General features: G+C 71.6%; 17 protein-coding genes. 8 read left to right on the top strand and 9 right to left on the bottom strand.

The window, feature by feature from the left end:
- Positions 1 to 88 precede the first annotated feature (88 nt).
- Positions 89 to 880, bottom strand: a complete 792-nt coding sequence (locus QSK31_RS17080; RefSeq protein WP_285684992.1) for a citryl-CoA lyase — start codon at positions 878 to 880, stop codon at positions 89 to 91.
- The gene (locus tag QSK31_RS17085; protein ID WP_285684993.1) at positions 862 to 1,986 is read right to left on the bottom strand and encodes a CaiB/BaiF CoA transferase family protein; all 1,125 of its coding nucleotides are present in this window, start codon (positions 1,984 to 1,986) and stop codon (positions 862 to 864) included. Before QSK31_RS17085 ends, QSK31_RS17080 begins: the two co-directional genes overlap by 19 nt.
- 206 nt (positions 1,987 to 2,192) lie before the next feature.
- Here QSK31_RS17085 and QSK31_RS17090 point away from each other — a divergent pair, with 206 nt between their 5' ends.
- The 4 genes from QSK31_RS17090 to QSK31_RS17105 all read left to right on the top strand — a co-directional run bounded on the left by QSK31_RS17090 (position 2,193) and on the right by QSK31_RS17105 (position 6,541).
- Entirely contained in the window at positions 2,193 to 3,623 is a 1,431-nt protein-coding gene (locus QSK31_RS17090) for an amidohydrolase family protein (RefSeq protein WP_285684994.1), read from the top strand.
- Positions 3,624 to 3,649: 26 nt separating this feature from the next.
- A complete protein-coding gene (locus QSK31_RS17095) occupies positions 3,650 to 4,465 on the top strand; it encodes an IclR family transcriptional regulator domain-containing protein (RefSeq protein WP_285684995.1) in 816 nt (271 codons plus the stop codon).
- 69 nt (positions 4,466 to 4,534) lie between these two features.
- On the top strand, positions 4,535 to 5,146 hold the full coding sequence (locus tag QSK31_RS17100; protein ID WP_285684996.1) for a GNAT family N-acetyltransferase: 612 nt from the start codon (positions 4,535 to 4,537) through the stop codon (positions 5,144 to 5,146).
- Positions 5,147 to 5,440: 294 nt separating this feature from the next.
- Complete coding sequence (locus QSK31_RS17105) at positions 5,441 to 6,541, top strand: winged helix DNA-binding domain-containing protein (protein WP_285684997.1); 1,101 nt, start codon at positions 5,441 to 5,443, stop codon at positions 6,539 to 6,541.
- 70 nt (positions 6,542 to 6,611) lie between these two features.
- On the opposite strand, the gene QSK31_RS17110 is transcribed toward QSK31_RS17105, so the two are convergent.
- From QSK31_RS17110 to QSK31_RS17125, 4 genes are all read right to left on the bottom strand, one after another.
- Entirely contained in the window at positions 6,612 to 6,920 is a 309-nt protein-coding gene (locus tag QSK31_RS17110; RefSeq protein ID WP_285684999.1) for a DUF3040 domain-containing protein, read from the bottom strand.
- A gap of 203 nt (positions 6,921 to 7,123) precedes the next feature.
- A complete protein-coding gene (locus tag QSK31_RS17115) occupies positions 7,124 to 8,341 on the bottom strand; it encodes a bifunctional glycosyltransferase family 2/GtrA family protein (RefSeq protein WP_285685001.1) in 1,218 nt (405 codons plus the stop codon).
- A 145-nt stretch (positions 8,342 to 8,486) separates the two neighbouring features.
- Entirely contained in the window at positions 8,487 to 10,718 is a 2,232-nt protein-coding gene (locus QSK31_RS17120) for an ArnT family glycosyltransferase (protein WP_285685002.1), read from the bottom strand.
- 272 nt (positions 10,719 to 10,990) lie between these two features.
- On the bottom strand, positions 10,991 to 12,055 hold the full coding sequence (locus tag QSK31_RS17125) for a 3-deoxy-7-phosphoheptulonate synthase (RefSeq protein ID WP_285685004.1): 1,065 nt from the start codon (positions 12,053 to 12,055) through the stop codon (positions 10,991 to 10,993).
- Positions 12,056 to 12,378: 323 nt separating this feature from the next.
- On the opposite strand from QSK31_RS17125, the gene QSK31_RS17130 reads away from it, so the two are divergent.
- From QSK31_RS17130 to QSK31_RS17140, 3 genes are all read left to right on the top strand, one after another.
- Positions 12,379 to 13,554: an FIST signal transduction protein gene (locus tag QSK31_RS17130; protein WP_285685006.1), complete on the top strand. Its 1,176-nt coding sequence runs from the start codon at positions 12,379 to 12,381 to the stop codon at positions 13,552 to 13,554.
- A 23-nt stretch (positions 13,555 to 13,577) separates the two neighbouring features.
- Positions 13,578 to 16,346 carry a putative bifunctional diguanylate cyclase/phosphodiesterase gene (locus QSK31_RS17135; RefSeq protein WP_285685008.1) on the top strand — a complete coding sequence of 923 codons (2,769 nt, stop codon included), beginning with the start codon at positions 13,578 to 13,580 and terminating at the stop codon, positions 16,344 to 16,346.
- A 141-nt stretch (positions 16,347 to 16,487) separates the two neighbouring features.
- On the top strand, positions 16,488 to 16,892 hold the full coding sequence (locus QSK31_RS17140; RefSeq protein ID WP_285685010.1) for a hypothetical protein: 405 nt from the start codon (positions 16,488 to 16,490) through the stop codon (positions 16,890 to 16,892).
- On the opposite strand, the gene QSK31_RS17145 is transcribed toward QSK31_RS17140, so the two are convergent.
- On the bottom strand, positions 16,839 to 18,419 hold the full coding sequence (locus tag QSK31_RS17145) for a HAMP domain-containing sensor histidine kinase (RefSeq protein WP_285685012.1): 1,581 nt from the start codon (positions 18,417 to 18,419) through the stop codon (positions 16,839 to 16,841). The genes QSK31_RS17140 and QSK31_RS17145 overlap by 54 nt on opposite strands.
- A 1-nt stretch (position 18,420) precedes the next feature.
- A complete protein-coding gene (locus tag QSK31_RS17150; RefSeq protein WP_285685015.1) occupies positions 18,421 to 19,158 on the bottom strand; it encodes a response regulator transcription factor in 738 nt (245 codons plus the stop codon).
- 230 nt (positions 19,159 to 19,388) lie between these two features.
- Between QSK31_RS17150 and QSK31_RS17155 the strand changes: the two genes are divergently transcribed.
- Entirely contained in the window at positions 19,389 to 21,041 is a 1,653-nt protein-coding gene (locus QSK31_RS17155) for an RCC1 domain-containing protein (protein WP_285685017.1), read from the top strand.
- Here the strand turns inward: QSK31_RS17155 and QSK31_RS17160 are convergent.
- A complete protein-coding gene (locus tag QSK31_RS17160) occupies positions 21,025 to 23,202 on the bottom strand; it encodes a hypothetical protein (protein ID WP_285685019.1) in 2,178 nt (725 codons plus the stop codon). The genes QSK31_RS17155 and QSK31_RS17160 overlap by 17 nt on opposite strands.
- Positions 23,203 to 23,264: the final 62 nt, after the last annotated feature.

The following is a 23,264-nucleotide window of genomic DNA, read 5'->3' on the forward strand; positions in this document are numbered from 1 at the left end:
CTCTCGGTCTGCGGCTGGTTGTCGGGCGAGTGGACCGCGTTGCGTCCGCGGCCGGTTGTCGGGGCGTGGAACGCGTTGCGGTCGGTGGCTAGTCGTCGGGGGTGTAGACCGCGTTGCGGTCGACGGTCAGGTAGATGTCCATGCCGAGCGGGCGGCGCCGCTCCTCGGCGAGGTGGCCGAGCAGGCCGGCCGCGCGAGCGAGCAGAGCGAAGCCGCGCAACAGGTCGACCGGCAGGCCCAGGTCGGCAAGGGCCGCCCCGCACACACCGGCGCCGTTCAGCGGAAGCGTCCGGCCGAGCACCTCGGGGTGCACGCGGCCGATGGCCTCGAACAGGCGCAGGTGTGGCCCGCGGAGGCCCTCTTCCTCGGCGATGCCGATCAGCACCGGGGTCCGCGGATCACGCACCTTGTGGACCGGATGCCCGAGGCCGGGAACGAGCCGTTTCGCCGCGCGTGCCGCCCGGACCGCCTCCAGCGCGACCGAGTCCCACCCGGCGTCGTCGGATGGATGCGCCTCGAGGCCTTCCAGCGTCTCGTGCAGGAACCGTCCACAGTCCTCGGTGACGCCCAGGAACCGGGAACCGCCGCCGAGCAGGCCGGCCGCGAGAGCGCCCTGCAGCGACTCGGGTGCGCTCAGATAGGTCAGCCGGGCCGCGATCGCGGTCGGTGTGAAGCCATGGTCGGCGAGCGCGACCAGCACGGCCTCGAAGACGCGCGTCTCACCGGCGGTCGGCCGGCGCCCGGCCACCAGCCAGTAGGCCAGCTCGCCGAAGCCCACCTTGCCCATCAGATCGGCCGCGAGGTCCTGGCCGAGCAGGCTGATCTGGTCGGCGTCGGACGTGCCGATCGACGTCGGGAAGCTCAACTCTCGCTCAGCCACGCGCGGATCTCCTCACCGTGCTCGTCGAGGTCGGGCGGCGGCAACTCGTACTCCGCCGGGGTCGCCGAGAACCTGATCGGGTTGCGGACGCCCGGCACGTCGCCGACGGTCACGACCGGCCCCAGGCCGAGCTCCTCGGCCAGCGCGAACCCGCCGTCGATGGTGTTGATCGGCGCGCAGGGCACGCCGGCCGCCATCAGGTCGCGGAACCACTCGTCCTTGGTGCGCTTGGCCAGCCGCTCGACCAGGATCGGCCGGAGCTCGGCGCGGTGGGCCGTGCGGTCCTGGTTGTGCGCGAAGCGCGGGTCCTCGGGTAGATCGGGCAGGTCGAGCACCTGGCAGAGCTTGCGGAACTGGCCGTCGTTGCCGGTGATCACGATGAGCTCGCCGTCGGCGGTGGGCAGCGGCTCGTACGGGAACAGGCTCGGGTGCGCGTTGCCCATGCGGAACGGCACGGTGCCACCGGCGACGTAACCGCTGCTGTGGTTGACCAGCCCGGACAGAGCGGACGACAGCAGGTTGACCTCGATGTGCTGGCCGGTGCCGTGCTCATCGCGGTGCCGCAGGGCGGCCAGGATGCCGATCGTGGCGTGCATGCCGGCCATCACGTCGAACACCGAGATGCCGGCGCGGTAGGGCGGGCCGTCCGGGTCGCCGGTCAGGCTCATCAGACCGGAGATCGCCTGGACCATCAGGTCGTACCCGGGATAGGCCGCGCCCTTGCCGCTGCCGAAGCCGGTGATCGACGCATACACGATGCCGGGGTTGTCCGCGGCGACGGTCTCGTGGTCGAGGCCGAACCGGCGCAGGCCGCCCGGGCGGAAGTTCTCGATCAGGACGTCGGCGCGACGCGCGAGCCGCTGCGCCACATCCAGATCGTCCGGGGCCTTCAGGTCGAGGGCGATGGAACGCTTGTTGCGGTTGATGCCCAGGTAGTAGGTCGCGATGCCGTCCCGGACCGGTGGCATCCAGGTCCGTGTGTCGTCACCGCCCGGACTCTCCACCTTGACGACCTGGGCGCCGAGGTCGGCGAGCAGCATCGTCGCGTACGGACCCGCGAGGATCCGGGAGAAGTCGGCCACCACCAGGCCGCTCAGAGGTCCCATGTCCACCCTTCGCTCGCCGTTCGCTGTGCGGACGATTGTCCGCTGGCGAAGAGTCTTCTCCGGTCGCGGTGGCAGTGTCAACAGCAACTTTACGTACGCGAAACTTCGGTCTTGACACGCGGATCCGGCGAGGAAGAAGCTATTGGCCTCACAGCGACCGCCAGACGGACGACTGTCCGCCGAGGCTCGAAGGGGAGTGACCGGCGATGAGCGAGACCGTGGTCTTTCGCAATGGCTTAGTGCTCACGATGGATGACGCGCACACGATCCTGACCGACGCGGACGTGCTGGTCGTCGGCGACAGGATCGCCGAGATCGGCGTCGGCCTCACCGCTCCCGAGGGCGCCGTGGAGATCGACGCGGCCGGCGGCATCCTGATGCCCGGCATGATCGACACCCATCGGCACATGTGGCAGACCGCGATGCGGGGGTACGGCGCCGACTGGACCCTCACGCAGTACTTCGTCTGGTACTACCTGGAGTCCGGCAAGCTGTTCCGGCCCGAGGACATCCATGCCGGCAACCTGCTGGCCGCGATCGAGGCCATCGACGCCGGTGTCACCACGACCGTCGACTGGTCGCACGGCCTGCAGACACCCCAGCACGCCGATGCCGCGGTCGACGCCCTCGAGGCGGTGCCCGGCCGGTTCGTGCTCGCCTACGGCAACATTCAGCAGGGCCCGTGGGAGTGGGCGACCAGCGACGGCTTCCGCGACTTCGTCAACCGGCGCATCTCCAGCGGCAACGACATGCTCGGCTTCCAGATGGCGTTCGACGTCACCGGCGACCCGGCTTTCCCGGAGAAGGCGGCGTTCGAGGTGGCGCGCGAGCTCGGCGTGCCGGTGACCACCCACGCCGGTGTCTGGGGCGCGACCAACGACGACGGCATCCGGCTGATGCACGAGAACGGCTTCATGACGCCACAGAACATCTACGTCCACTCGGCCACGCTCAACCAGGACTCCTACCACCGCATCGCCGCCACCGGCGGCTCGGTCTCGGTCTCCACCGAGAGCGAGCAGAGCGCCGGCCAGGGCTACCCGCCCACCTGGGCGCTGCGCGACCACCACATCCCGGTCTCGTTGTCGATGGACACCAGCGTGTGGTGGAGCGGCGACCTGTTCTCCGCGATGCGGACCACCCTCGGCGCCGACCGGTCCCGCGAGCACATGGAGGCGCACGGCCGCTCGGAGACCGTCACCCATCTGCACCTGCGCGCCGAGCAGGTGGTCGACTGGGCGACCCGCGGCGGCAGCCGGGCGCTCGGCCTGGACGACAAGGTGGGCAGCCTGGAGTCGGGTAAGAAGGCCGACATCGTGCTGATCAAGAACGATGCTTCGCCGGTGATGTTCCCGATCCTGAACCCGTACGGCCACGTCGCGTTCCAGGCGCAGCGCGGCGACGTGCACACCGTGATGATCAACGGGCGCCTGGTGAAGCGTGACCATCGCCTGGTGGATGTCGACCTCGCGGCGGCGCGCAGCAAGGTCGAGGCCACCATCGAGCACCTGGTCGGGCAGATGGGCAAGGAGTCCTGGGAGAAAGGCATGAACCCGGACATCCCGGAGACCAAGGTGATGGACAACCCGTACACCTACACCCAATGGGACGCGGGATCGGCTCAGTGGAAGCATTGAGCCCCATGGGACTCGAGGGAGGCAGGATGGCGCGCGACGACGCCGGCCCTGACTTCATCGAGGCACTGGCCCGGGGGCTCGAGGTGCTGCGCAGTTTCCGGCCGGAACGCCGGGTGTCGACGCTCAGCGAGATCGCCGCGGACACCGGCCTCGCCCGGCCGACCGTGCGGCGGATCCTGATGACGCTCATCGCGCTGGGCTATGTGCGCAACCACGACCGTGGCTACGTTCTCGCGCCACGGGTGCTCGAGCTCGGCATGACCTACATCAACTCGCTGGACATGTGGGACGTCGCCCGGCCCCACCTGGAAAAGCTGGTCGCGCAGACCAACGAGTCGAGCTCGATGGCGCGGCTGGACGAGGGCGACATCGTCTACGTCGCGCGGGTCGCGGTGCCGAAGATCGTGACGCTCGCCGTCACGATCGGCACCCGCTTCCCCGCGATCGCCACGTCGATGGGCAAGGTGCTGCTCGCGGCACAGGATTTCAACACGCTCGACTTCCTCTGGGAGGAGCCGAGCCGGTCCGGCATCACGCCGCGGCGGCAGCCGACGCCGAACGAACTGTTCCGCGAGCTGCGCGAGGTCCGGGCGAAAGGCTGGGCGCTCGCCGACCAGGACCTGGCGCCGGGCATCAGGTCGATCGCCACCGGCATCCGCGACGCCGAGGGCGAGGTCGTCGCGGCGGTCAACGTGACCGTGCACGCCGCCGAGACCTCGGTCGAGACACTCACCGGCGAATATCTCCCCCTGCTGCTGCGTGCTGCATCAGACATCAGCCATGACTGGGCGATGCTCGGCAGCCTTCCAGTCAAGATGATCACCCCAAGCGGTGGGGGATGAGTAATCATTCATGGCTTTCCTGCCGATCGCCACTGGCCGGAAGTGGCACCTTGACGGCACGATCGACAGGTGACGACCTTCGGGCGCCTGCCCTTTCCGATCTCGCTGACAGGCGAGGGCGTCGCGCTGCGCGAGTGGACCTCGGAGGACCTCGACGACCTGGTCGACCTGCTGGACGAGCCGGACATCGCGCGGTGGACGCCGATGCCGTCGCCGTTCGACGTGGCGGCGGGGATCGCCTACCTGAAACGGGCACAGCAGGGGCGGGTCACCGGGCAGCGCATCCAGCTGGCGATCACCGCCGACGGGGGTAAGCCGCTCGGTGAGGTCCTGCTCTTCGGCATGGACCTCGGCCTGAAGGAGGCCGAGCTGGGCTATCTGGTGGGTGCTCCCTTCCGGCGGCGTGGGCTGGCGTCGGGTGCGCTGGGGCTGCTTTCCGGGTTCGCGCACGGCGCTCTCGGGCTGAGCCGGCTGCTGCTGCGCATCGACCCCGCCAATACGGCGAGCACGGCTGTGGCGCGGCGCTGTGGGTTTCGGCTCACCGGCGAGCCGCCGATTCTGCAGGAGGGTCCGTACGGGCCGAGCAGCCTGGACACCTGGGAACTGGTCGAGGCGCACGCCGACATCCGCCGGGACCGGCTCCGCAACGTGGCGACCCGACGTTACGGCCGCCGCCCCTGACGATCCGGCACGGTTGCTGACCTGGAGGCGGCGGCCGCGGGCGAGCTGAGGGTGTGGCTGCGGCCTTTCGGTGCGGGTCAAGGTGACCGCGGGCGGGGCGTCGGGGCGGACCAGGGCGGGGACGGCGCGCTCGAACAGAGCGGCCATCGTCTGGCTGGGCAGGATGCGGTAGCGGGGCGGCAAGGCGAGCAGTGCGATCAGGGTGTCCGGCCTGGCGAGGCAGTGCGGCGGGGCAGGGGGAAGAGGATCGGAAGCTGACAGGCGGTGTCAGGTAAGGCGGTCTAGGGTCGGATCATGGCTGGTCAGAAGGTGAATCGTGAGCAGGTGATGGCGTACCGGGTGGCGGCTCTCGGTCTCGCCGAGCGGAGCACGGAGCGGCCCGGCGATCTGCCGCTGCTCGAGCTCGGCGTGCAGGAGTACACGCCGGGGTCGGTGCGGGTCGCGCTCGCTGCCCGTACCTCAGCGGATCTTGATGATCGTCGGCTCGTGATGGTGTGGGCCGCGCGGGGAGCGCCCCATCTGCACCGGCGGCGGGAGCTGTGGGATCTGGCGCGAGCCCTGTGGCCGGTCAGCGACGCGGACGCCACCGCCCGGATCCAGAGCGGGCAGATCCGTGAGGGGATGAAGCTGGGGCTTCGGGCCTTCACGGCCGCGGCCGAGGCGAACCGCGAGGTCGTCACCTCCTCGATGCCGCGGGGCGAGGCCAGCACCCAGGTCAGCAAGCTGGTGCCCAAGGAACTCACGTACTTCTGCAAGACGTGCGACGCGCAGCACATCGCCGGGAACGTGTGGCAGCATGCGGGGCTCGCCGGTGGCATTCAGGTCGAGTCGCGGGGCAAGGATGCGACGCTCGGGCCGATCAAGGACTGGCCGGGTGTCCCGGAGCGGAACGAGGGCATCGATCGGCTGATCCGGCTCTACCTGCGGATGCTCGGGCCGGCCGGGCCGCTGGAGGTGGGGAAGTACTTCGGCAGTTCGACCGGCGAGATGAAGAAGGTGTGGCCGGACGATCTCGCCGAGGTCAGCGTCGACGGGCGGAAGGCGTGGTTGCCGGCCGACGCGGTGGGCGATCTGGCCGAGGCCGAGCCGGTCGGCGGGGTGCGATTCGTGCCGCCGATGGACGCGCTGCTGCAGGGCCGCGACCGGGATCTGCTCGTGCCGGACAAGGCCCAGCAGAAGGAGGTGTGGCGCACGCTCGGCAATCCGGGCGCGCTGCTGGTCGACGGGGAGGTCGCCGGGGTGTGGCGGGCGAAGATGTCCGGTCGGAAGCGGGTCGACCTGACGGTGACGCCGTTCGGGACGCTGAACGCCAAGACCCGCAAGGCGATGGAGACCGAGTCGGCGGAGGTTGCGCGCGCACGCGCCGTCCCGGACGCGACAGTCACCTACGCCTGAGCCGGCCGCAAGCCGAGGGTCGCCGAGCCGAAGGTCGCCAAGCCGGCGGTCACCGAGCCGGCGCCGGCGGTCACCACGCCGGCGGGAGCGGCTCCGGCTCTGGGGGACGGGTGCGCACCGGGCGACGACCGCGGTATGCGAGCGTCGCCACGATCATGGTCGCGCAAGCGGCGGCGATGCCCGCCGCGATCCACCAGCCGCTGACGGCGAGGATCAGCGCGGCCACCCACACCGCGACCGCCACCAGGATCAACGACACCGGCAACCGGCGGCGGGCCGTGCGGCCTCCGGCGGACATGCGGTCGCAGAACTCGGGGTCGTCGCGGCGCAGCTGGCGTTCCAACTGTGCGAGCCTGCGGCTGTCTTCCTTGCTGAGCATGGTGCCACCTCCGGTCCGGGCCCTCCGGGTGCCAAGACGTATCGACCGGGTTAGTCGCAACCCCGGTGATGACATTGTTACCCGGCGGTCGCAAGCTCGATACCTCCGGGCATGTCGAGATGATGCCCGATCCATGCCCGCGAACCCCTGTCTACCGAAGGTGGACGGCCGCCACTCGCACCACGGGTGCGGCACCGCCCAGGTCAGGCCGCTTTGAAGACCCAGATGCGCATCATCAGGAAGCGCACCCCGGTGGCGATCGCGTTGGCGGTCACCAGGACGGCCAGTTCCAGCCACGTCGCGGGGGCCGGGTTCGCCGCGTGCAGCAGCGCCAGCGAGCCACTGGTCAGCGCCAGCCCGACGCCGAAGACGACCAGACCCTGGGCCTGGTGGCGCCAGGCGCGGTCGTTACCGCGTACCCGGAAAGTCAGCCGGCGGTTGGCCGCCGTGTTGGCCACCGCCGTGAGCAACAGGGCCAGCAGATTGGCCCACTGGGCGCCGAGACCGGCCCTGAGCAGGGCATAGAGGGCCAGGTAGGCCAGCGTGCTCGCCACCCCGACGCCGGCGAAGCGGACCAACTGGCCGGTCAGCCCGGCCGGCACCCCGGCCACCGGCAGCGGGTTGCGGCCCAGCTGCTCGCGGAGCGCGGCCAGTGGCAGACGACCGGTGCCCAGCCCGCGGGTCAGACGCGCGATGCCCTTCAGGTCGGCCACCGCGGTGGAGACGATGTCCACCCGGCTGTCCGGATCGTCCACCCAGTCCACCGGCACCTCGTGGATGCGCAGGCCGGCCCGTTCCGCCAGCACCAGCATCTCGGTGTCGAAGAACCAGCCGGTGTCCTCGACCATCGGCAGCAGGCGGGCCGCCACGTCCCGGCGGATCGCCTTGAAGCCGCACTGCGCGTCGGAGAACCGTGCCGCCAGGGTGCCGCGCAGCAGCAGGTTGTAGCCGCGGGAGATGAACTCGCGCTTGGCTCCGCGCACGACGCGGGATCCGCGGCTGAGCCGCGACCCGATCGCCAGGTCCGAGTGGCCCGAGATGAGCGGCGCGACCAGCGGCAGGACGGCGGCGAGGTCGGTCGACAGATCCACATCCATGTACGCCAGGACGGCGGCGTCGGAGTGGGTCCACGCGTGCTTGAGCGCCCGTCCCCGGCCCTTCTGCGCCAGATGCACGGCGGTTACCTCGGGCAGTGCCTCGACCAGGGTCGCCGCCACCGTGGCGGTCGCGTCGGTGCTGGCGTTGTCCGCGATGGTGATCCGGAAGCGGTACGGGAACCGCGCCGACAGGTAGTCGTGCAGCCGGCGTACACACGGCTCGAGGTCGATCTCCTCGTTGTGGACGGGGACGACCACGTCGAGGACCGGGGTGTCCAGGCGCAGCGACTCGGCGGCGTGCTCAGGCAGCGTGGAAAGGCTCATGCCACCAAGGTCGGCCGCGGCGCTTTGCGAGGAATGTGGTGACCCTGTGCCTGGACTATGAATGCCGCCGAGACGGCCCTCCATCGGGAGAGCCGCCTCGGCGGTCGTGGCCGAACTGGTCACTGCTGGGTCGTGGCCGAACTGGTCACTGCTGGGTCAGGTCGTAGACGGTCACGCCGTCGACGGTCTGTGCGGTGTAGTTCGCCGCCACCCACTCGGCGATCTGCGAGCCGGGGCTGCTGCCGTTCGAACCGCCCCGGCCGCCGAAACCGCCGCCGCCGATGAAGTAATGGATCTTGCCATCGGTGACGTACTGCTGGAACTGCTCCAATGTGGGCGACGGGTCGCTGCCGTTGAAGCCGCCGATCGCCATCACCGGGTCCTCAGTGGCGAGCTGGTATCCGGACGCGTTCTGCGATCCGACGGCCGCGGCCACCCAGGTGTAGTCGCCGGCGTTCGCGTCGAGCAGCGCCTTCATCTCGTCGGAGACGGTCGCGGCGTTGAGCAGGCCACCCATGCCGCCACCACCGGGACGGCCACCTTGCTGGCCGCCGCCGGGGAATCCGCCGCCGGGGAAGCCGCCGCCGGGGAAACCGCCGCCGGGGAAACCGCCGCCCGGGAACGCGCCACCCTGCTGACCGGTGCCGCCCGGAGCGCCGCCGCCCGGGAAGCCACCCCGCATGCCGCCACGGCCGCCCGGTCCACCGAAGCCGCCCTGAACCTCCGGCCCGGCGGTCGGGATCGAACCGGTGTGCGGCTCGGAAGCGGTCTGTACCGCGTACGCGGCGGGGCCGGCCAGAGTCGCACCCAGCGCGAGCCCGGCGATCACCGCGGCCACCCGCATCGGCAGCCGCATCAGGCCGAGCGCACCGACCGCCGCGACCAGACCGCCGGCCAGGACCACCCACCGCAGCCAGGGCAGGAAGTCCGCGCTGCGCCCGAGAAGCGTCCAGGACCACCAGGCGCTCACCCCGACCGCGAGCGCCAGCATCACGGCCGCGAACGGCGCCCGCCATCCGTTCCCACGAACCGAAGACGAGGGAGCCGGGTGGATATCGCCGACGTGGTGCGAGGTGTGCGGGGGCGAGGCGAAGTCAGGCGAGGCGGGTGCGGAAGTCGCGGACGGCGGAACGGGCTCCGGTCGTACCCGGGAATTGCGGATCGCGCCCCACACCAGAGCCGCACCGATGCCGACGACCGCGCCCACCGCCGGGGCCAAAGCGACCGTGTAGTAGGCGTGGAAGATCCCCTGCATGAAGCTGAACACCAGCCCGGTGATCACCAGCCAGCCGCCCCACAGCACCAGCCCGGCCCGCAGCCGATCGGTCCGGGCCGCCCGTGCCGTCAGCACCAGCCCCGCCACCAGCAGGATCAGCGCGGCCGGCAGCAGCCACGAGATCTGACCGCCCTGCGACGAGTCGAACATCCGCAGCAACCCGGACTCGCCCCAGGCGCCACCACCGCCACCACGCCCGCCGCCGACGCTGCCGGTCTCCTCGCCGTTGAGCCGGCCGAGGCCGTTGTAGCCGAGGGTCAGCTCGAGGATGCTGTTGTCCTGCGAGCCGCCGATGTACGGCCGCATCGACGCCGGCACCAGCTCCACGATCGCGATCCACCAGCCGGCCGACACCACGATCGCCAGCCCCGCGAGCAGCAGCTGCACGAGCCGCCTACCGAGACGAGGAGGACCGAACAGCAGGTACGCCAGGCCGAACGCCGGCACCACCAGCAGCACCTGCAGCATCTTGGTGAGGAAGCCGAAGCCGAGGAACACACCGGCCCAGACCAGCCACTTCGTGCGCCCGTCCGCCAGCGCCCGGGTCGTCGCCCACGCCGCGGCCACCATCAGCAGCACCAGCAGCGCGTCCGGGTTGTTGAAGCGGAACATCAGCACCGCCACCGGGGTCAGCGCCGACACCGCCCCGGCGATCAGGCCGGCGGCCGGCCCGTACCAGCGGCGCACCGCGGCGAACAGCAGCCCGGTGGTGGCCACGCCCATCAGCGCCTGTGGCACCAGGATGCTCCACGAGCTCAGCCCGAAGATCCGTACCGACAGCGCCATCACCCACAGCGACGCCGGGGTCTTGTCCACGGTGATCGAGTTGGCCGCGTCCGACGAGCCGTAGAAGAACGCCTTCCAGCTCTCCGACCCGGCCTGCACGGCCGCCGAGTAGAACGCGTTCCCCCAGCCCGACGCGCCCAGCCCCCACAGGTAGAGCACGGCCGTCACCAGCAGCAACGCGAGCAACGAGGGCCGCACCCAGCGCGGATCGCCGGGCTTGCCGAGGAGGAGCTTGCCAAGGGGGGAGTTGCGCTTTCGGCCCGGCGCCGGCGGGTTCGGCGGCGCGAGCGGCGGAGCCGGCATCGTCGTGGTCATCGGAGTCCTTCGGGCAGGTTTCGTAGCTGACCCGATCACTCTCGGCCGCGGCTCTGTCCACGGCTTGTGCCCGACCTGTGCGCGATCTATGAAGACCTTTATGGGTACGGGCGCAGCACGGTCCCGCCTTCGACGCGCCGGCCAGTCGGTGGTCCGGGCCGCTTCTCGCCGCCGCCGAACGAGTGCTGAGCGGCCCGCCGAACGAGTGCTGAGCGGCCGCCGAACGAGCGCTGAGCGGCCGCCCGCGTCGGGCGGCCGCTTCAGAGGTGCCGTCAGGCGGCTCGGCGCTTGGCGGAGGCCGCGGCCAGCCGGTCGAGGACCTGGACGGTGGCGTCCCAGCCCATGCACGCGTCCGTTACCGACTGGCCGTAGACCAGCTCGTCCCCGAGGTTCTGCCGGCCCGGCACCAGGAAGCTCTCCAGCATCACGCCGGCGATGCCCTTCTGGCCGGACTCCAGCTGTGCCGCCACGTCGTCGACCACCAGCGGCTGGCGGAGGTGGTCCTTGTTGCTGTTGCCGTGCGAGCAGTCGATGACCAGCCGTTCCGGCAACGAAGCCTGGGCCAGCAGGTCCAGGGAGTGGGCCACGTCCGCGGCCGAGTAGTTGGGCTTGCCGCCTCCGCCGCGCAGCACCAGGTGACAGTCGGGGTTGCCGGCGGTGTGCAGGATCGCCGGCGTGCCGGAGAAGTCGATGCCGGGGAAGACGTGCTGGGCGGCCGCGGCGTTGATCGCGTCGATGGCCGTGGCGATGCTCCCGTCGGGGCGGTTCTTCATGCCGATCGGCATGGACAGGCCGCTGGCCAGCTGGCGGTGCACCTGCGACTCGACGGTGCGGGCGCCGATCGCGCCCCAGGCGACCGTGTCGGCGATGTACTGCGGGGTGATCGGGTCGAGGAACTCCACCGCCACCGGCAGGCCCTGGCCGACCACTTCGAGCAGAAGGCGGCGCGCCATCCGCAGGCCGGTGGACACGTCACCGGTGCCGTCCAGCGCGGGATCGTTGATCAGGCCCTTCCAGCCGACCGTGGATCGCGGCTTCTCGAAGTACACCCGCATCACGATGAGCAGGTCGTCCGCGAGCCGTGCGGCCTCGGTCCGCAAGCGGCCGGCGTATTCGAGAGCGGCCACCGGGTCGTGCACCGAGCACGGGCCGACGACGACCAGCAGCCGTGGATCTCGGCCCTGCAGCACCGCTTCGACCTGACCGCGCCCGGCGAGCACCGCGTCGTGCAGGTCCTCGGTGAGCGGCAGCTCGTGGTGGAGCAGGGCGGGGCTCATCAACGGGACGATGGTCTCGATGCGCTGGTCCCGGACCCGCTGCACCTCGGGGATGGTCATGATTTCCCTCCGCCGGGCGCGTGAGGGCCGGTGCCTCGCGCGTGAGCCGGCTTGTCGTCGCAAACGAAAAGGCAGCGACATGATTGTCGCTGCCTCGGCCGGCTCGGTGGTGCCTCAGGTCATGCGGTCATAACCGAGGCACCGGGCTGAGCCGGCCTCGTAAACCACGCATACCAACGGGACACGCCGACAGCCTACCGGATGGGGGACGCCGGGCCACAGCGGTGAGCCTCTCTTCCTCATTTCCGGGGCTCGCCCGCCGATGAGGGTTATTGATGGGGCCCAGTACAACTCGAGGGAGCGTCCGGCTGATGGTTGATGTCATGCAACGACTGCCCGTCGGATCAGGGTTCAGCAGCCTGGACGACGCCACCGCGGCCGGCGCCGAGGCCGCCCGGGCCGCCCTGGGCGCACTCGGCGGTGCCGAGCCGGGGCTGGTCATCGTCTACGGCTCGATCCGGTACGACCTCACCGCGCTTCTCGCCGCCGTGCGTGGCGTCACCGGCGCCACCCCGCTGGTCGGCGCGAGTACCAGCGGCCAGTTCGCCGACGGCACCTACGTGCCGGCGGGCACCGCGGTGAGCGTCATGGTGCTCGGTGCGGGCGTCTACCGCTTCGGGGCCTCCGTGGTCACCGGCGTCGGTGCGGACGCGTTGGCGGCCGGCCGTGAGCTCGCCCGCGGGGCCATGGACGCGGCGGGCGGTGACACGACCCCGCACAGCGCGCTGATGGTGCTGGCCGACGGCATGGCGGGCGACATGCAGAGCCTGCTCACCGGCATTTACCGGGTCACCGGCGCCCGTGTCCCGGTGGTCGGCGGTGCGGCCGGCGACGACCGCACCTTCTCCGGCTCGTACGTGTTCTTCGGCGATCAGGCGATGCGGGACGCCGCCGTGGCCGTGTGGATCGGCTCGGAGCGGCCGCTGCGCGTGGTGTCGGGCCACGGCTGGAAGCCGAAGACGCTGCCGATGCTGGTCACCCGGGTGAACGGGATGGAGGTCGAGGAGATCGACGGCCGTCCGGCTGCCGCCGTCTTCACCGAGGTGATCTCCCAGCGGACGAGCGGCGAGGCGAGGAACTTCGAGGGCGCCTACGACGGCTGGGACACCGGACATTCCTTCGGTCTCATCGAGCCGGACGGCACCCAGCTGATCCGCGGCGCCTTCGTCGGCGAGGACGGTGCGTTGCGGACCTTCGTGCCGCTGCCCGAGTACTGCGCCGTGCAGTTCGTCTCGGCGGACCAGGACGACCTGCTGAACGCCAGCGAGGAGGTGGTGGACGACGCCTTGCGGGACGTGAGCGCGCCGGCGGTGATGCTGATGTTCAGCTGCATCGCCCGCATCGACCTGCTCGCCGTGCGTGCCGGTGAGGAGGCCGCGCGGTTGCACAAGGCCGCCGGTCAGGTCGCCACCTTCGGGTTCTACACGTACGGCGAGTTCGCCCGCAGCACCGGCGTGGCCGGCTATCACAACGCCACCCTCACGGCGATCGCCCTCTAGAGCCGCGAAACCCGAGGATCAGCATGTCCACGACCGCGCATCCCCCGGACGAGGCGGCCCGGCTCCGGGAGGAACTGGTCGCCGCCATCGCGGCGACCAGCGACGCGTACCGGCAGACCTCGCGTCTGATCCGGGTGCTCACCGTGCTCGGCCGGCCGTCGTCGCCGGCCGAACTGGTGGACCAGACGCTGGTCGTGCTGTCCCAGATCTATGCGGCCGACGTCGCCGCCACGGTCCGGGCGATCGGTGGCCGGCTCCAGGTGACCAGCGCCTGCGGGATTCCCGAGGACGACCCGGCGTACACCGAGGGCTGGCCGCTGGCCGGCGGCGCGGCGGAGGCACTGACCAGTGCTCGCGCCGTCGCCCGCACCGGCGCGGGCCTGGACCTCGCGGTCGACCTGCCGCCCTCGATGGTGCCGCTGGCGCCGGGCTCGGCGGTCTGGGTGCCGGTCGGCGAGGCGGGCGCCGGGGACGAACTGCTGGTCATGTACCGGGTCAGCGCCGGCGGGTTCCCGCCGGGCGACCTGCCCGTGCTCGGCTCGGTGGCGGCCCGGCTCGGCCTCGCGGTGGAGGCCCGCCAGCGCAGCGCGGCGGTGGAGAACCTGGCCACCTTCGGCCACCGGCTCTCCAGCCGGCTCGACCTGCCGTCGATCTTCGACGAGGCCGTCAAGCTGCTGCCCCTGCTCGTCGACGCGGACGAGGCCGGCATCGTCCGGATCGACGGCGAGGTCGCGTACCTGTGCGCGTCCACCGGGACGGCCGGGCTGCCGTCACCGGACCAGCCGATCGCCGTCGCGGACCTGGTCGGCTGGGCGGCTCTCCGCTCGGGCGACATCCACGCCGGCCAGTACCAGCAGTTGGGCCAGGCCGGCCAGCCCGACGGCTCGGATCTGCACGGCTCGGATCTGCACGGCTCGGATCTGCACGGCTCGGATCTGCACGGCTCGGATCTGCACGGCTCGGTCCTGCACGGCTCGGTCCTGGGCGTCCCGATCATGCGGGACGGTTCGCCGAACGCCGTTCTCTACGCGCTGCGCCGCGATCACCGGCCGTTCCGGCGGGACGCCGTCGAGTCGGCGTCGATCTTCGGGAACTACGTCGGCGCCGCCATCACCAACGCGGAGCTCTACCTGGCCCTCGGCGGCAGCGAGAGCAAGCTGCGGCTGATCACCGACTCGATCAGCGACCTGATCGCCGTCGTCGACGCCGGCGGCCGATTCGTGTACGCCTCACCGTCGCACGACCGTGAGCTGGCGATCCCGCCCGACGGGCTGCTGGGCACCGCGGTGACCGACCTGGTGCACCCCGCGGACCGGCCGGCCGTGACCGCGGCGCTGGTCCGCCCGTCCGGCACGGCGAAGGTGGAGTACCGGATGCGGTCCGGCCGCAACGTCTGGGTGTGGGTGGAGAGCGCGCTGCGCCTGGCGCCGGAGGACGGCACGCTGGTGCTGTCGTCGCGGGTGATCGACGAGCGCCGCCGGCTCGAGGACGAGTTGCGCCGGCGCGCCACCCACGACCCGCTGACCGAGCTGGCCAACCGGGCGCTCACCGCCGAGCGGCTCGACCTGGCGCTGGCCCGGGGCGGCGACGGGCAGATCGGGTTGCTCTTCTGCGACCTCGACAAGTTCAAGGAGGTCAACGACCGGCTCGGGCACGAAGCCGGCGACGATCTGCTGATCCAGGTGGCCGACCGGCTGCGGACCTGCGTACGCCCCGCCGACCTGCTCGCGCGGTTCGGCGGCGACGAGTTCGTGATCCTCCTCGACGCGGTCGACGACCTGGACGCCGTCACCGAGATCGGCGACCGGGTGGTCCGCGCCCTCGACGCGCCGTTCTGGCTGAGCGGCGAGCTGGTGGAGATCTCGGTGAGTGTGGGTGGCGTGCTGGGCGCCTGCGGTGAGTCCCAGGCGAGCGCGATGCTGCGCGACGCCGACGCGGCGATGTACGCCGCCAAGAACGCCGGCCGTGGCCGGGTGCGGGTGTTCGACGAGGACGCCTCGCAGCACAGTCTCGGCCGGCTCGAACTGCGCTCCGATCTGGCCCAGGCGCTCGCCCGCGACGAGCTGACGATCCACTACCAGCCGATCGTGGAGCTCGCGACCCGGCGGATCCTCGGCTTCGAGGCGCTCTGCCGCTGGACCCACCCGCGCCGTGGCCCGATCCCGCCGGACGAGTTCATCCCGCTCGCCGAGGAGACCGGCGCGATCGTGGGTATCGGCGAGTGGGTGCTCGGCCAGGCCTGCCACCGGCTCGCCGAATGGCAGCGGCTGCCGGGCAACGGGCACCTGCGGATCAGCGTCAACCTGTCGCCGGTGCAGCTCCAGCAGCCGGAGGCGGCCGCCCGGACACTCGACGTGATCACCTCGGCCGGCGCGGATCCGCGGGACGTGTGGCTGGAGATCACCGAGCACAGTTCGATCCGGCAGGACGTCACCGACTTCGTCACCGCGCTGCGGGGCGCCGGGGTGCACTTCGCGCTCGACGATTTCGGCATGGCGTACTCGAACCTGAGTCACCTCAAGCGTCTCCCGGTGGAGATCCTCAAGATCGACAAGTCGTTCGTGGCCGGGCTGCCGGCCAAGGACACGGACCGCGGCATCGTGCGCGCGGTGCTCGCGATCGCCGACTCGCTCGGCCTGACCGTGGTGGCCGAGGGCATCGAGACCGAGGAGCAGCACGCGGAACTGCTGGCGCTGAACTGCGGGCAGGGGCAGGGCTACCTGTTCTCCCGCCCGGTCGCGCCGGCGGAGGCGACCGAGCTGCTGCGGGCGAGATCCCTGCTGCCGGCCTGACCGGCGGAGCAAGCCGGCCGGAAGTCCGCGGGCGGGGCAGGGCGCGGCGGATGGCCGTGGCGGAGCCGGCGACCCGAGCCGGCCCAATGTCCGTCGCCCGGGTTATGGGCAACCGCCCCCACCTGTGGTCCGATGGGAAACATGAACGAGGTCTCAGCGCCGGACCTGCTCGACGAACTGCTCGAGCTGTCGCCCCGCGAGCGGTTCCACGCCGTCGCCACGGTCGTCGCCCGGGTCTGGGAGACGCCGACCGTGCTGCTCGGCGAGATTCCGCCCACCCAGGCGATCACGGCGGTCGCGGTGATCGCGGCCGGCCTGCCCGGCGCGTACGGGAAAAGCTGGCTGGACCACCGCCTGGCCCGCGCCGCGCTGCCCGGCGTGAGCGGTGAACTGGCCGGGCGTGCCCTGTGCGCGCTGGACGTGATCGTCGGCCGCGACCGGGAGTCGGTGCCGCTGGAGCTGCACGTCAGCGACGGCGACGCGGCCCAGGCGTTACTGGACGACCTGCGCGACGTCCTGATGGACGGGATACGCCGCGCCTGGTGAGACCGACAGCGGCAGCCGCACGGTGAACTCGGTGCGCCCCGGCGCCGACTCGACCGCGACAGTGCCGCCGTGCGCGGTGACCACGGCGTACACGATGGACAGTCCCAGGCCGGTGCTCCCGGCCGCACGGGACCGGGAGCTGTCGCCGCGCGCGAAACGCTTGAAGATGTGCGGTTGCAGCTCGGCGGGAATGCCCGGGCCGCGGTCGGTCACGGTGAGCAGGGCTTCGTGGTCGGTTGCGCGGACTCCGACGGTCACGGTGGTGCCTTCAGGAGTGTGCGTACGCGCGTTCGCCAGCAGATTGGCCAGCACCTGATGCAGCCGCGCGCCGTCCCCGATCACGGCGACCGGCTCCTCGGGCAGGGCGAGCTGCCAGTCGTGCCGCGGGCCGGCCGCGTGCGCGTCGCTGACCGCGTCCACCACCAGCATGGTCAGGTCGACCGGTTCGTGTTCGAGCGGCCGCCCGGCGTCCAGGCGGGCGAGCAGCAGCAGGTCCTCGACCAGCGCCGTCATCCGCAGCGCCTCGGACTCGACCCGGCGCAGCACATGGCCGACCTCCTCCGGGATCGGCTGGCGGCTGCGGCGGCTGAGCTCGGCGTACCCGCGGATCGCAGCGAGCGGCGTGCGCAGCTCGTGGCTGGCGTCGGCGACGAACTGGCGTACCTGCATCTCGCTGTTGTGGCGCGCCTCGAGCGCGCTGCCGACGTGGTCGAGCAGCTGGTTGAGGGCGGCGCCGACCTGGCCGACCTCGGTGCGGGAGTCGGTGTCGGCGGCCGGCACGCGTTGCGCGAGCTCGACCTCGCCGCGGTCGAGCCGCAGCTCGGACACGCGGGTCGCGGTGGCCGCCACCCGGTCGAGGGGCTTGAGGGTACGCCGCACGATGTACGCCCCGGCAAGGCCGGCGGCGACCAGCGACAGCAGGATCCCGCCCCCGATGACCAGGCCGACCTGCAGCAACGTGCTCTGCGTCTCGCCCAGCGGGAGGCCGGTGACGACCACCTCGTTCTCGACGAAGTTGGAGCTCACCAGGTAGTCGCCGCGGTCACCGCCGAGGTCGACCTCGACGTGCTCGCCGTTGGGCGCCAGGGCAGCGAGTGTGCTGACGGCCGAGGTCGGCAGCTCCGCGTATCCGCCGGCGTCGCGCGGGTCGAACGTCTCGTCGGTGGTGGGCTGCGTGTACTGCACCTCGCCGCCGAAGACCCCGGGGGCGCCGGTCTCGGGATTCGATCCCCAGATCACGATGATGGAGCCGGTTTGCGAGCCGCCCGGCGGGCTTTCCTTGATCGGGTTGAGAGACCGGAAGAAGGACCTGTTGCTGCCCGGTGGCCGGCCCAGGGTCCGGGAGGTCGCGTCGGTCAGGCGGTCGTCGACGCGGTCGTAAAGGGTTTTGTGCAGGAAGATCTGGGCGGTCGCGCCGACCAGGAGGCCGAGCGCCGCGAGCAGGACGATCAGGATCGCGACCAGTCGCGTACGCAGGGACCAGCCTCGCGGGCTGCGCCAGCGGGACGGGTGCACGATCGCGGTCACGTCAGTCGGCCGGCTTCAGCACGTAGCCGGCGCCGCGCATGGTGTGGATCATCGGCGAGCGGCCGGCGTCGATCTTCTTGCGCAGGTACGAGATGTACAGCTCGACCACGTTGGCCTGGCCGCCGAAGTCGTAGTTCCACACCCGGTCCAGGATCTGGCTCTTGCTGAGCACCCGGCGCGGGTTGCGCATCAGGTAACGCAGCAGCTCGAACTCGGTCGCGGTGAGCGTGATCAGGGTGCCGTCGCGGCGCACCTCGTGGCTGTCCTCGTCCAGCGACAGGTCGCCGACGTGCAGCTGCGACTCGGCGCGCATCGGGGAGCGGCCCATCCGGCGCATCAGTCCGCGCAGCCGGGCGACGACCTCCTCCAGGCTGAACGGCTTCGTCACGTAGTCGTCGCCGCCGGCGGTGAGCCCGGTGATCCGGTCCTCGACGGAGTCCTTGGCGGTGAGGAACAGCACCGGCACGTCGGGGGTCTCGCCGCGCAGCCGGCGCAGCACTTCGAGGCCGTCGATGTCGGGCAGCATCATGTCGAGCACGACGGCGTCCGGCCGGAAGTCGCGGGCGGTCCGCACGGCGCCCATGCCGTCGCCGGCGCTGCGCACGTCCCATCCCTCGTAGCGCAGGGCCATCGAGAGCAGCTCGGCCAGGGTGGGTTCGTCGTCGACGACGAGCACCCGGACCGGCCCGCCATCGGGGCGGCGGAGTTCGGTGCTCGTGTCGGTGTTCGCCATCGTCATGCTCCCACTGTCGCGGGCGCGGCTATGCCGACCCTTTCGGTTCCCTGTGTAGCACCTGTGAGGACCGGGACATGCGAAGAGCTGGGGTTTCGCAACGGTGAGCGCGGCCGACACCGTCCGCGGCGTCGGAATGTCGGCCGAGGCAGCGCCAGCGTGTCGAAGCGGGACGAAACTGTCTGAAACCGGCAGGATGGCGCCGGTCCTGTAACCGAGCGCTTGGGGAGATCGGGTTGGCACGCGTCATCGCCCTGCTGGCGGCCGCACTCCTGATGGTCCTGCCGGCACCCGCGCTCGCTGCGGACAAAGGCGCTGCGGACAAAGGGGCTGCGGGCAGCGGCGACGCCTGGCCGGACGGCGTGAACCCGGACTCGCTCCGGGCCGCCACCGTCGGGGCCGCCTCGATCACCGCCGGCCGGGCGCACTCCTGCGCGACGACCAGCGCCGGCACGGTCTACTGCTGGGGCAGCGACACCGACGGCCAGCTCGGCGACGGCCCGCCGCTGTCGAACGTGACCCGGGCCGTCCCCGTGACGGCGCCGCCCGGGATGCGGGTCGTGGTCCAGGTCGACGCCGGCGAGAAGCACACCTGCGCCCTGGAGCACAACGGCGCGGTCTTCTGCTGGGGCGACAACTCGCTGGGGCAGCTCGGCACCAGCGCGACCGGCGACCAGGACACACCGGCCCAGGCCGACTTCCCGCAGGGGTCCGTGCTGGTCGAGGTGACCACCGGCGAGAACCACAGCTGCGCGATCGACGAGCAGGGCGACGCCTGGTGCTGGGGCGCGGGCAACCGCGGTCAGCTGGGCAACGGCGCGTCGACGGACCAGGATGAGCCGGTCCGGGTGACCGACGCGACCGGGCTGACCGATCCGGTGGTGGACATCGCGGCCGGTGGCGACGCCACGTGCGCGGCGACCGCGGACGGCGTGGCCTGGTGCTGGGGCGCGGGGGATCGCGGTCAGCTGGGCGACGGCACCGGCACGGACGTCGTCCGGCCGGTGCGGGTGAGCACGAACGTGACCGTGCGCCAGATCGCGGTCGGCAAGCAGCAGTCCTGCGCGGTCGACGAGGACGGCCGGGCGGCGTGCTGGGGGCGTACCGCGAGCGGTGTCGAGAACGCGCCGGTGGCCGCGGGCGGGCCGGTGTTCCGGCAGGTGGCGGTCGGCGGCGAACACGTGTGCGGCGTGGACCGGCAGGAGGCGGGCTGGTGCTGGGGCGAGGGCGGCGAGGGCCAGCTGGGCGACGGCGGCACCGCCGACCGAGCGGCCCCCGGGCGGATTGATCGGGATCCGGATATTGACCTACGTGATCTGGACAGCGGCGACGAGCACTCGTGCGCGCTGGACGAGCGCAACGTCGCCTTCTGCTGGGGGAACGCCGGCGCCGGACGTCTGGGGGCCGGCGCGAGCGGTGCTTCCGGCGTACCCGTGCAGGTCCAAGGTCTGCCGCGAGCACCCGCGGCCGTGTCCGGCGTGCGTGCCGTACCCATCGACCGCGGCCTGCGGATCTCTTGGCGGCCGGCGACCGGATTCGGGTCCGGCGACTTCCTCGCCTACCTGGCCGTGAGCTCGGGGTACGAGGCGTTCTGCACGGTCGGGACGGCGACCGGGACGGGCTGCGACCTGACTGGTCTGGCCAACGGCAGGCAGTACGACGTGACCGTGTTCACCTACGCCACCGACGGCACCGAGCTGAGCGAGTTCGCGACCGCCACGCCGGGGGTGGGCAGGACGCCCAGCACCCCGACGCCATCACCGGCCGTGCCGGACAAGAACACCCTGGCCATCACGACGTCCGCGTCGCTGGTGCCACCGGCGGTCGCGCTGGGCTTCCTCCTGATCGGCCTGGGCCTGGCCGCCCTGCTGGTCAAAAAGGGCGAGTGACCTCCAGGACCGCGTCGCGAAACTGCGAAGCGCCCAGCTTGAGGCGCTCGGTCCAGTACGGCCGGTTCCAGTTCACCCAGGTTACGTCGCCGGCGAACTGGTCGGTGCCGGAGGCGGAGACGGTCACGCCGGCGCCCGGGCTGACCACCAGCGCCAGCTCGCTGCCGCGCGGGACGCCGACCATGTGCGCGGACGGGTCGGCGTAGCCCAGCAGCGCCCACGGCACCCGGATGGCCAGGTCGTCGCCGTCCCGCCGCCACACTGATCGGCTGTCCGAGCCGTCACCGTCCCACTCGCCGTAGCGCAACTGGCCGGCGTCGATGATCTCGGCGGGCAGCTTCCGGCCGGTGCTGGGCACGGTCAGGTCGCGGTTGACCACGAGCTCGAACCGGCGCCAGCCCTCCGGCGCCGGGCCGCGCGCCGATTCGAGCGCCCGGTAGTCCAGCGGCAGCGGATCCAGGAGCTCGCGGAGGTACGCCTGCCCGGTGCGGCTGACCAGGTCGAAGGTGAGCGCGGCGTCCCCGGTCCGGTCCGCCGACCCGGGCGGCGGCGGCCCGCTCACCGCCGGGAGGACGTCGAACGAGAGCGTCAACGCGCTCGGCGCCGGGTCACCGAGCCCGATCCGGAGCCGCAGGTACGACTCGTCGACCCGGGCCGAGACGCGGCGGGCCGGCCAGCCGTCCTCGGTGTCGACGAGGTACTTCGGCGGAGTGTCCGGCTGACCGGCCGAATCCATCGCGATCAGGCCGAAGTTCTGCTCGTTGGTGTACGGGTCGTGCCACAGCTGCCGGCGCTCGCCGTCCTGGTGCTCGATGGTGTTCCAGGTGAACTTGAACCACTCGTCCGCCCAGCCGAACAGGAAGCCGCCGCCGAGACCCACGTCGTGGATGAGCCGCAGCAGGTCGGCGTCGATCCGCATCGCCTCCTGCTCGCTGTGGTCACCCTGGCTGCGGCCGAGCGGCGAGTTGTGGGCCGACCCGATCGACGACGGCACGCCGAACTCGGTCACCAGCACCGGCATCGTCGCGTGGTGCTTGCGCAGAAGATCCAGATATCCCGCGTACGGGTCGGAGCGCCCGTTGTGCCGGTAGGTCTGCATGCCCGGTTCGTGCCGCTGGAAGTCCGGGTAGTACGGGTAGGCGTGATAGCTGGCGAACGTGCCGGCCGGCCACGCCGCGGTCGCCCGGACGTGGTTGGCGTCCAGCTGCAGCAGGTCCTCCTGGGGCAGGGGCTCCTCGGGGTGCCGCAGCGGGTCGGTGGTCGGCCAGTTGGTGAAGGCGATCGGCTGGCTCGCACCCCGTTGCGCCTGGTAGGTGGCCAGTTCGTCCATCCGGGCGGCGAGCCAGCGCTCGGTTGGCGTCGCGTCCGGCGTACCCCCGAAGAACTTCCCCTTGACCTGCGGCGCGGAGGCGTTGCGCCGGTCCGAGGCGGCGCCGGCGATGGGATCGAGCTCGACGCCGACGATCCAGCCGGCGAGCCACGGCGTGACGTCGGTGTCCCAGGTGCCGCCGGCCCGTCCGCGCATCGGCTGCCGGGTCAGCGCCCCCGCGACGGCGTCCGAGACATCCCGGATCTCCCGCTGGAAGCTGCTGGTCACGGCCTTGTCGTAGAGGTTCTTCTTGGCGACGTAGGACTCGTCCGGGAAGTAGGCGCCCTGCATCAGGTAGAGCGGCCGGTCCGGGTTGGCCCGGTTGTAGCGCGCGAGCTCCTGGTAGAAGGCGGGCGGGTGGATCGTGTAGACGCGGACCACGCGCAGCCCGAGCCAGCCCATCGCGGCCAGCCACGTGCGGTACTGCTCCCGGCTGATGGACAGCTCGCCGGGCTGGTGGCCGGGCGTGGTGCTGCCCAGGTTCACGCCCGGCAGGAACGTGACGTCGCCACCGGCCGTGTGCAGAACGAACGTTCTTTCCACCGCGGCCGAGACCAGATTCAAGCCCTTCCGGGTACGCGGCGCCGGCGCCCAGCTGCGACCGCTCGGCGGGGACGGGACGCGGTCCATGCCCTGGATCGCGAAGGCCGGCGAGGTGACCGGGGGAGCGGCCACCGCACCTGTCAGCGGCAGGCACATGGCCAGCGTGGCGAGGACGATCGCCGCCGCCTTGAGCCGCCCGAACCGTGGACGCTCCGGTGCCTGGACCAGATTGATCGGAAAGTCCCCCACGCAGGCATTCTGTCCAGCGGGGGTTGCGTTATGCGGGGTTTTGTCGGGAAGCTGGGACGAGT

The sequence above is a fragment of the Actinoplanes sp. NBRC 103695 genome (genome assembly GCF_030269485.1).
Classification (GTDB): domain Bacteria; phylum Actinomycetota; class Actinomycetes; order Mycobacteriales; family Micromonosporaceae; genus Actinoplanes.

Coding starts and splice junctions, on each gene's coding strand:
- QSK31_RS17085 (WP_285684993.1), bottom strand. CDS start 1,986: ATGGGACCTCTGAGCGGCCTGGTGGTGGCCGACTTCTCCCGGATCCTC.
- QSK31_RS17090 (WP_285684994.1), top strand. CDS start 2,193: ATGAGCGAGACCGTGGTCTTTCGCAATGGCTTAGTGCTCACGATGGAT.
- QSK31_RS17095 (WP_285684995.1), top strand. CDS start 3,650: ATGGCGCGCGACGACGCCGGCCCTGACTTCATCGAGGCACTGGCCCGG.
- QSK31_RS17105 (WP_285684997.1), top strand. CDS start 5,441: ATGGCTGGTCAGAAGGTGAATCGTGAGCAGGTGATGGCGTACCGGGTG.
- QSK31_RS17110 (WP_285684999.1), bottom strand. CDS start 6,920: ATGCTCAGCAAGGAAGACAGCCGCAGGCTCGCACAGTTGGAACGCCAG.
- QSK31_RS17115 (WP_285685001.1), bottom strand. CDS start 8,341: ATGAGCCTTTCCACGCTGCCTGAGCACGCCGCCGAGTCGCTGCGCCTG.
- QSK31_RS17120 (WP_285685002.1), bottom strand. CDS start 10,718: ATGACCACGACGATGCCGGCTCCGCCGCTCGCGCCGCCGAACCCGCCG.
- QSK31_RS17125 (WP_285685004.1), bottom strand. CDS start 12,055: ATGACCATCCCCGAGGTGCAGCGGGTCCGGGACCAGCGCATCGAGACC.
- QSK31_RS17130 (WP_285685006.1), top strand. CDS start 12,379: ATGCAACGACTGCCCGTCGGATCAGGGTTCAGCAGCCTGGACGACGCC.
- QSK31_RS17135 (WP_285685008.1), top strand. CDS start 13,578: ATGTCCACGACCGCGCATCCCCCGGACGAGGCGGCCCGGCTCCGGGAG.
- QSK31_RS17140 (WP_285685010.1), top strand. CDS start 16,488: ATGAACGAGGTCTCAGCGCCGGACCTGCTCGACGAACTGCTCGAGCTG.
- QSK31_RS17150 (WP_285685015.1), bottom strand. CDS start 19,158: ATGACGATGGCGAACACCGACACGAGCACCGAACTCCGCCGCCCCGAT.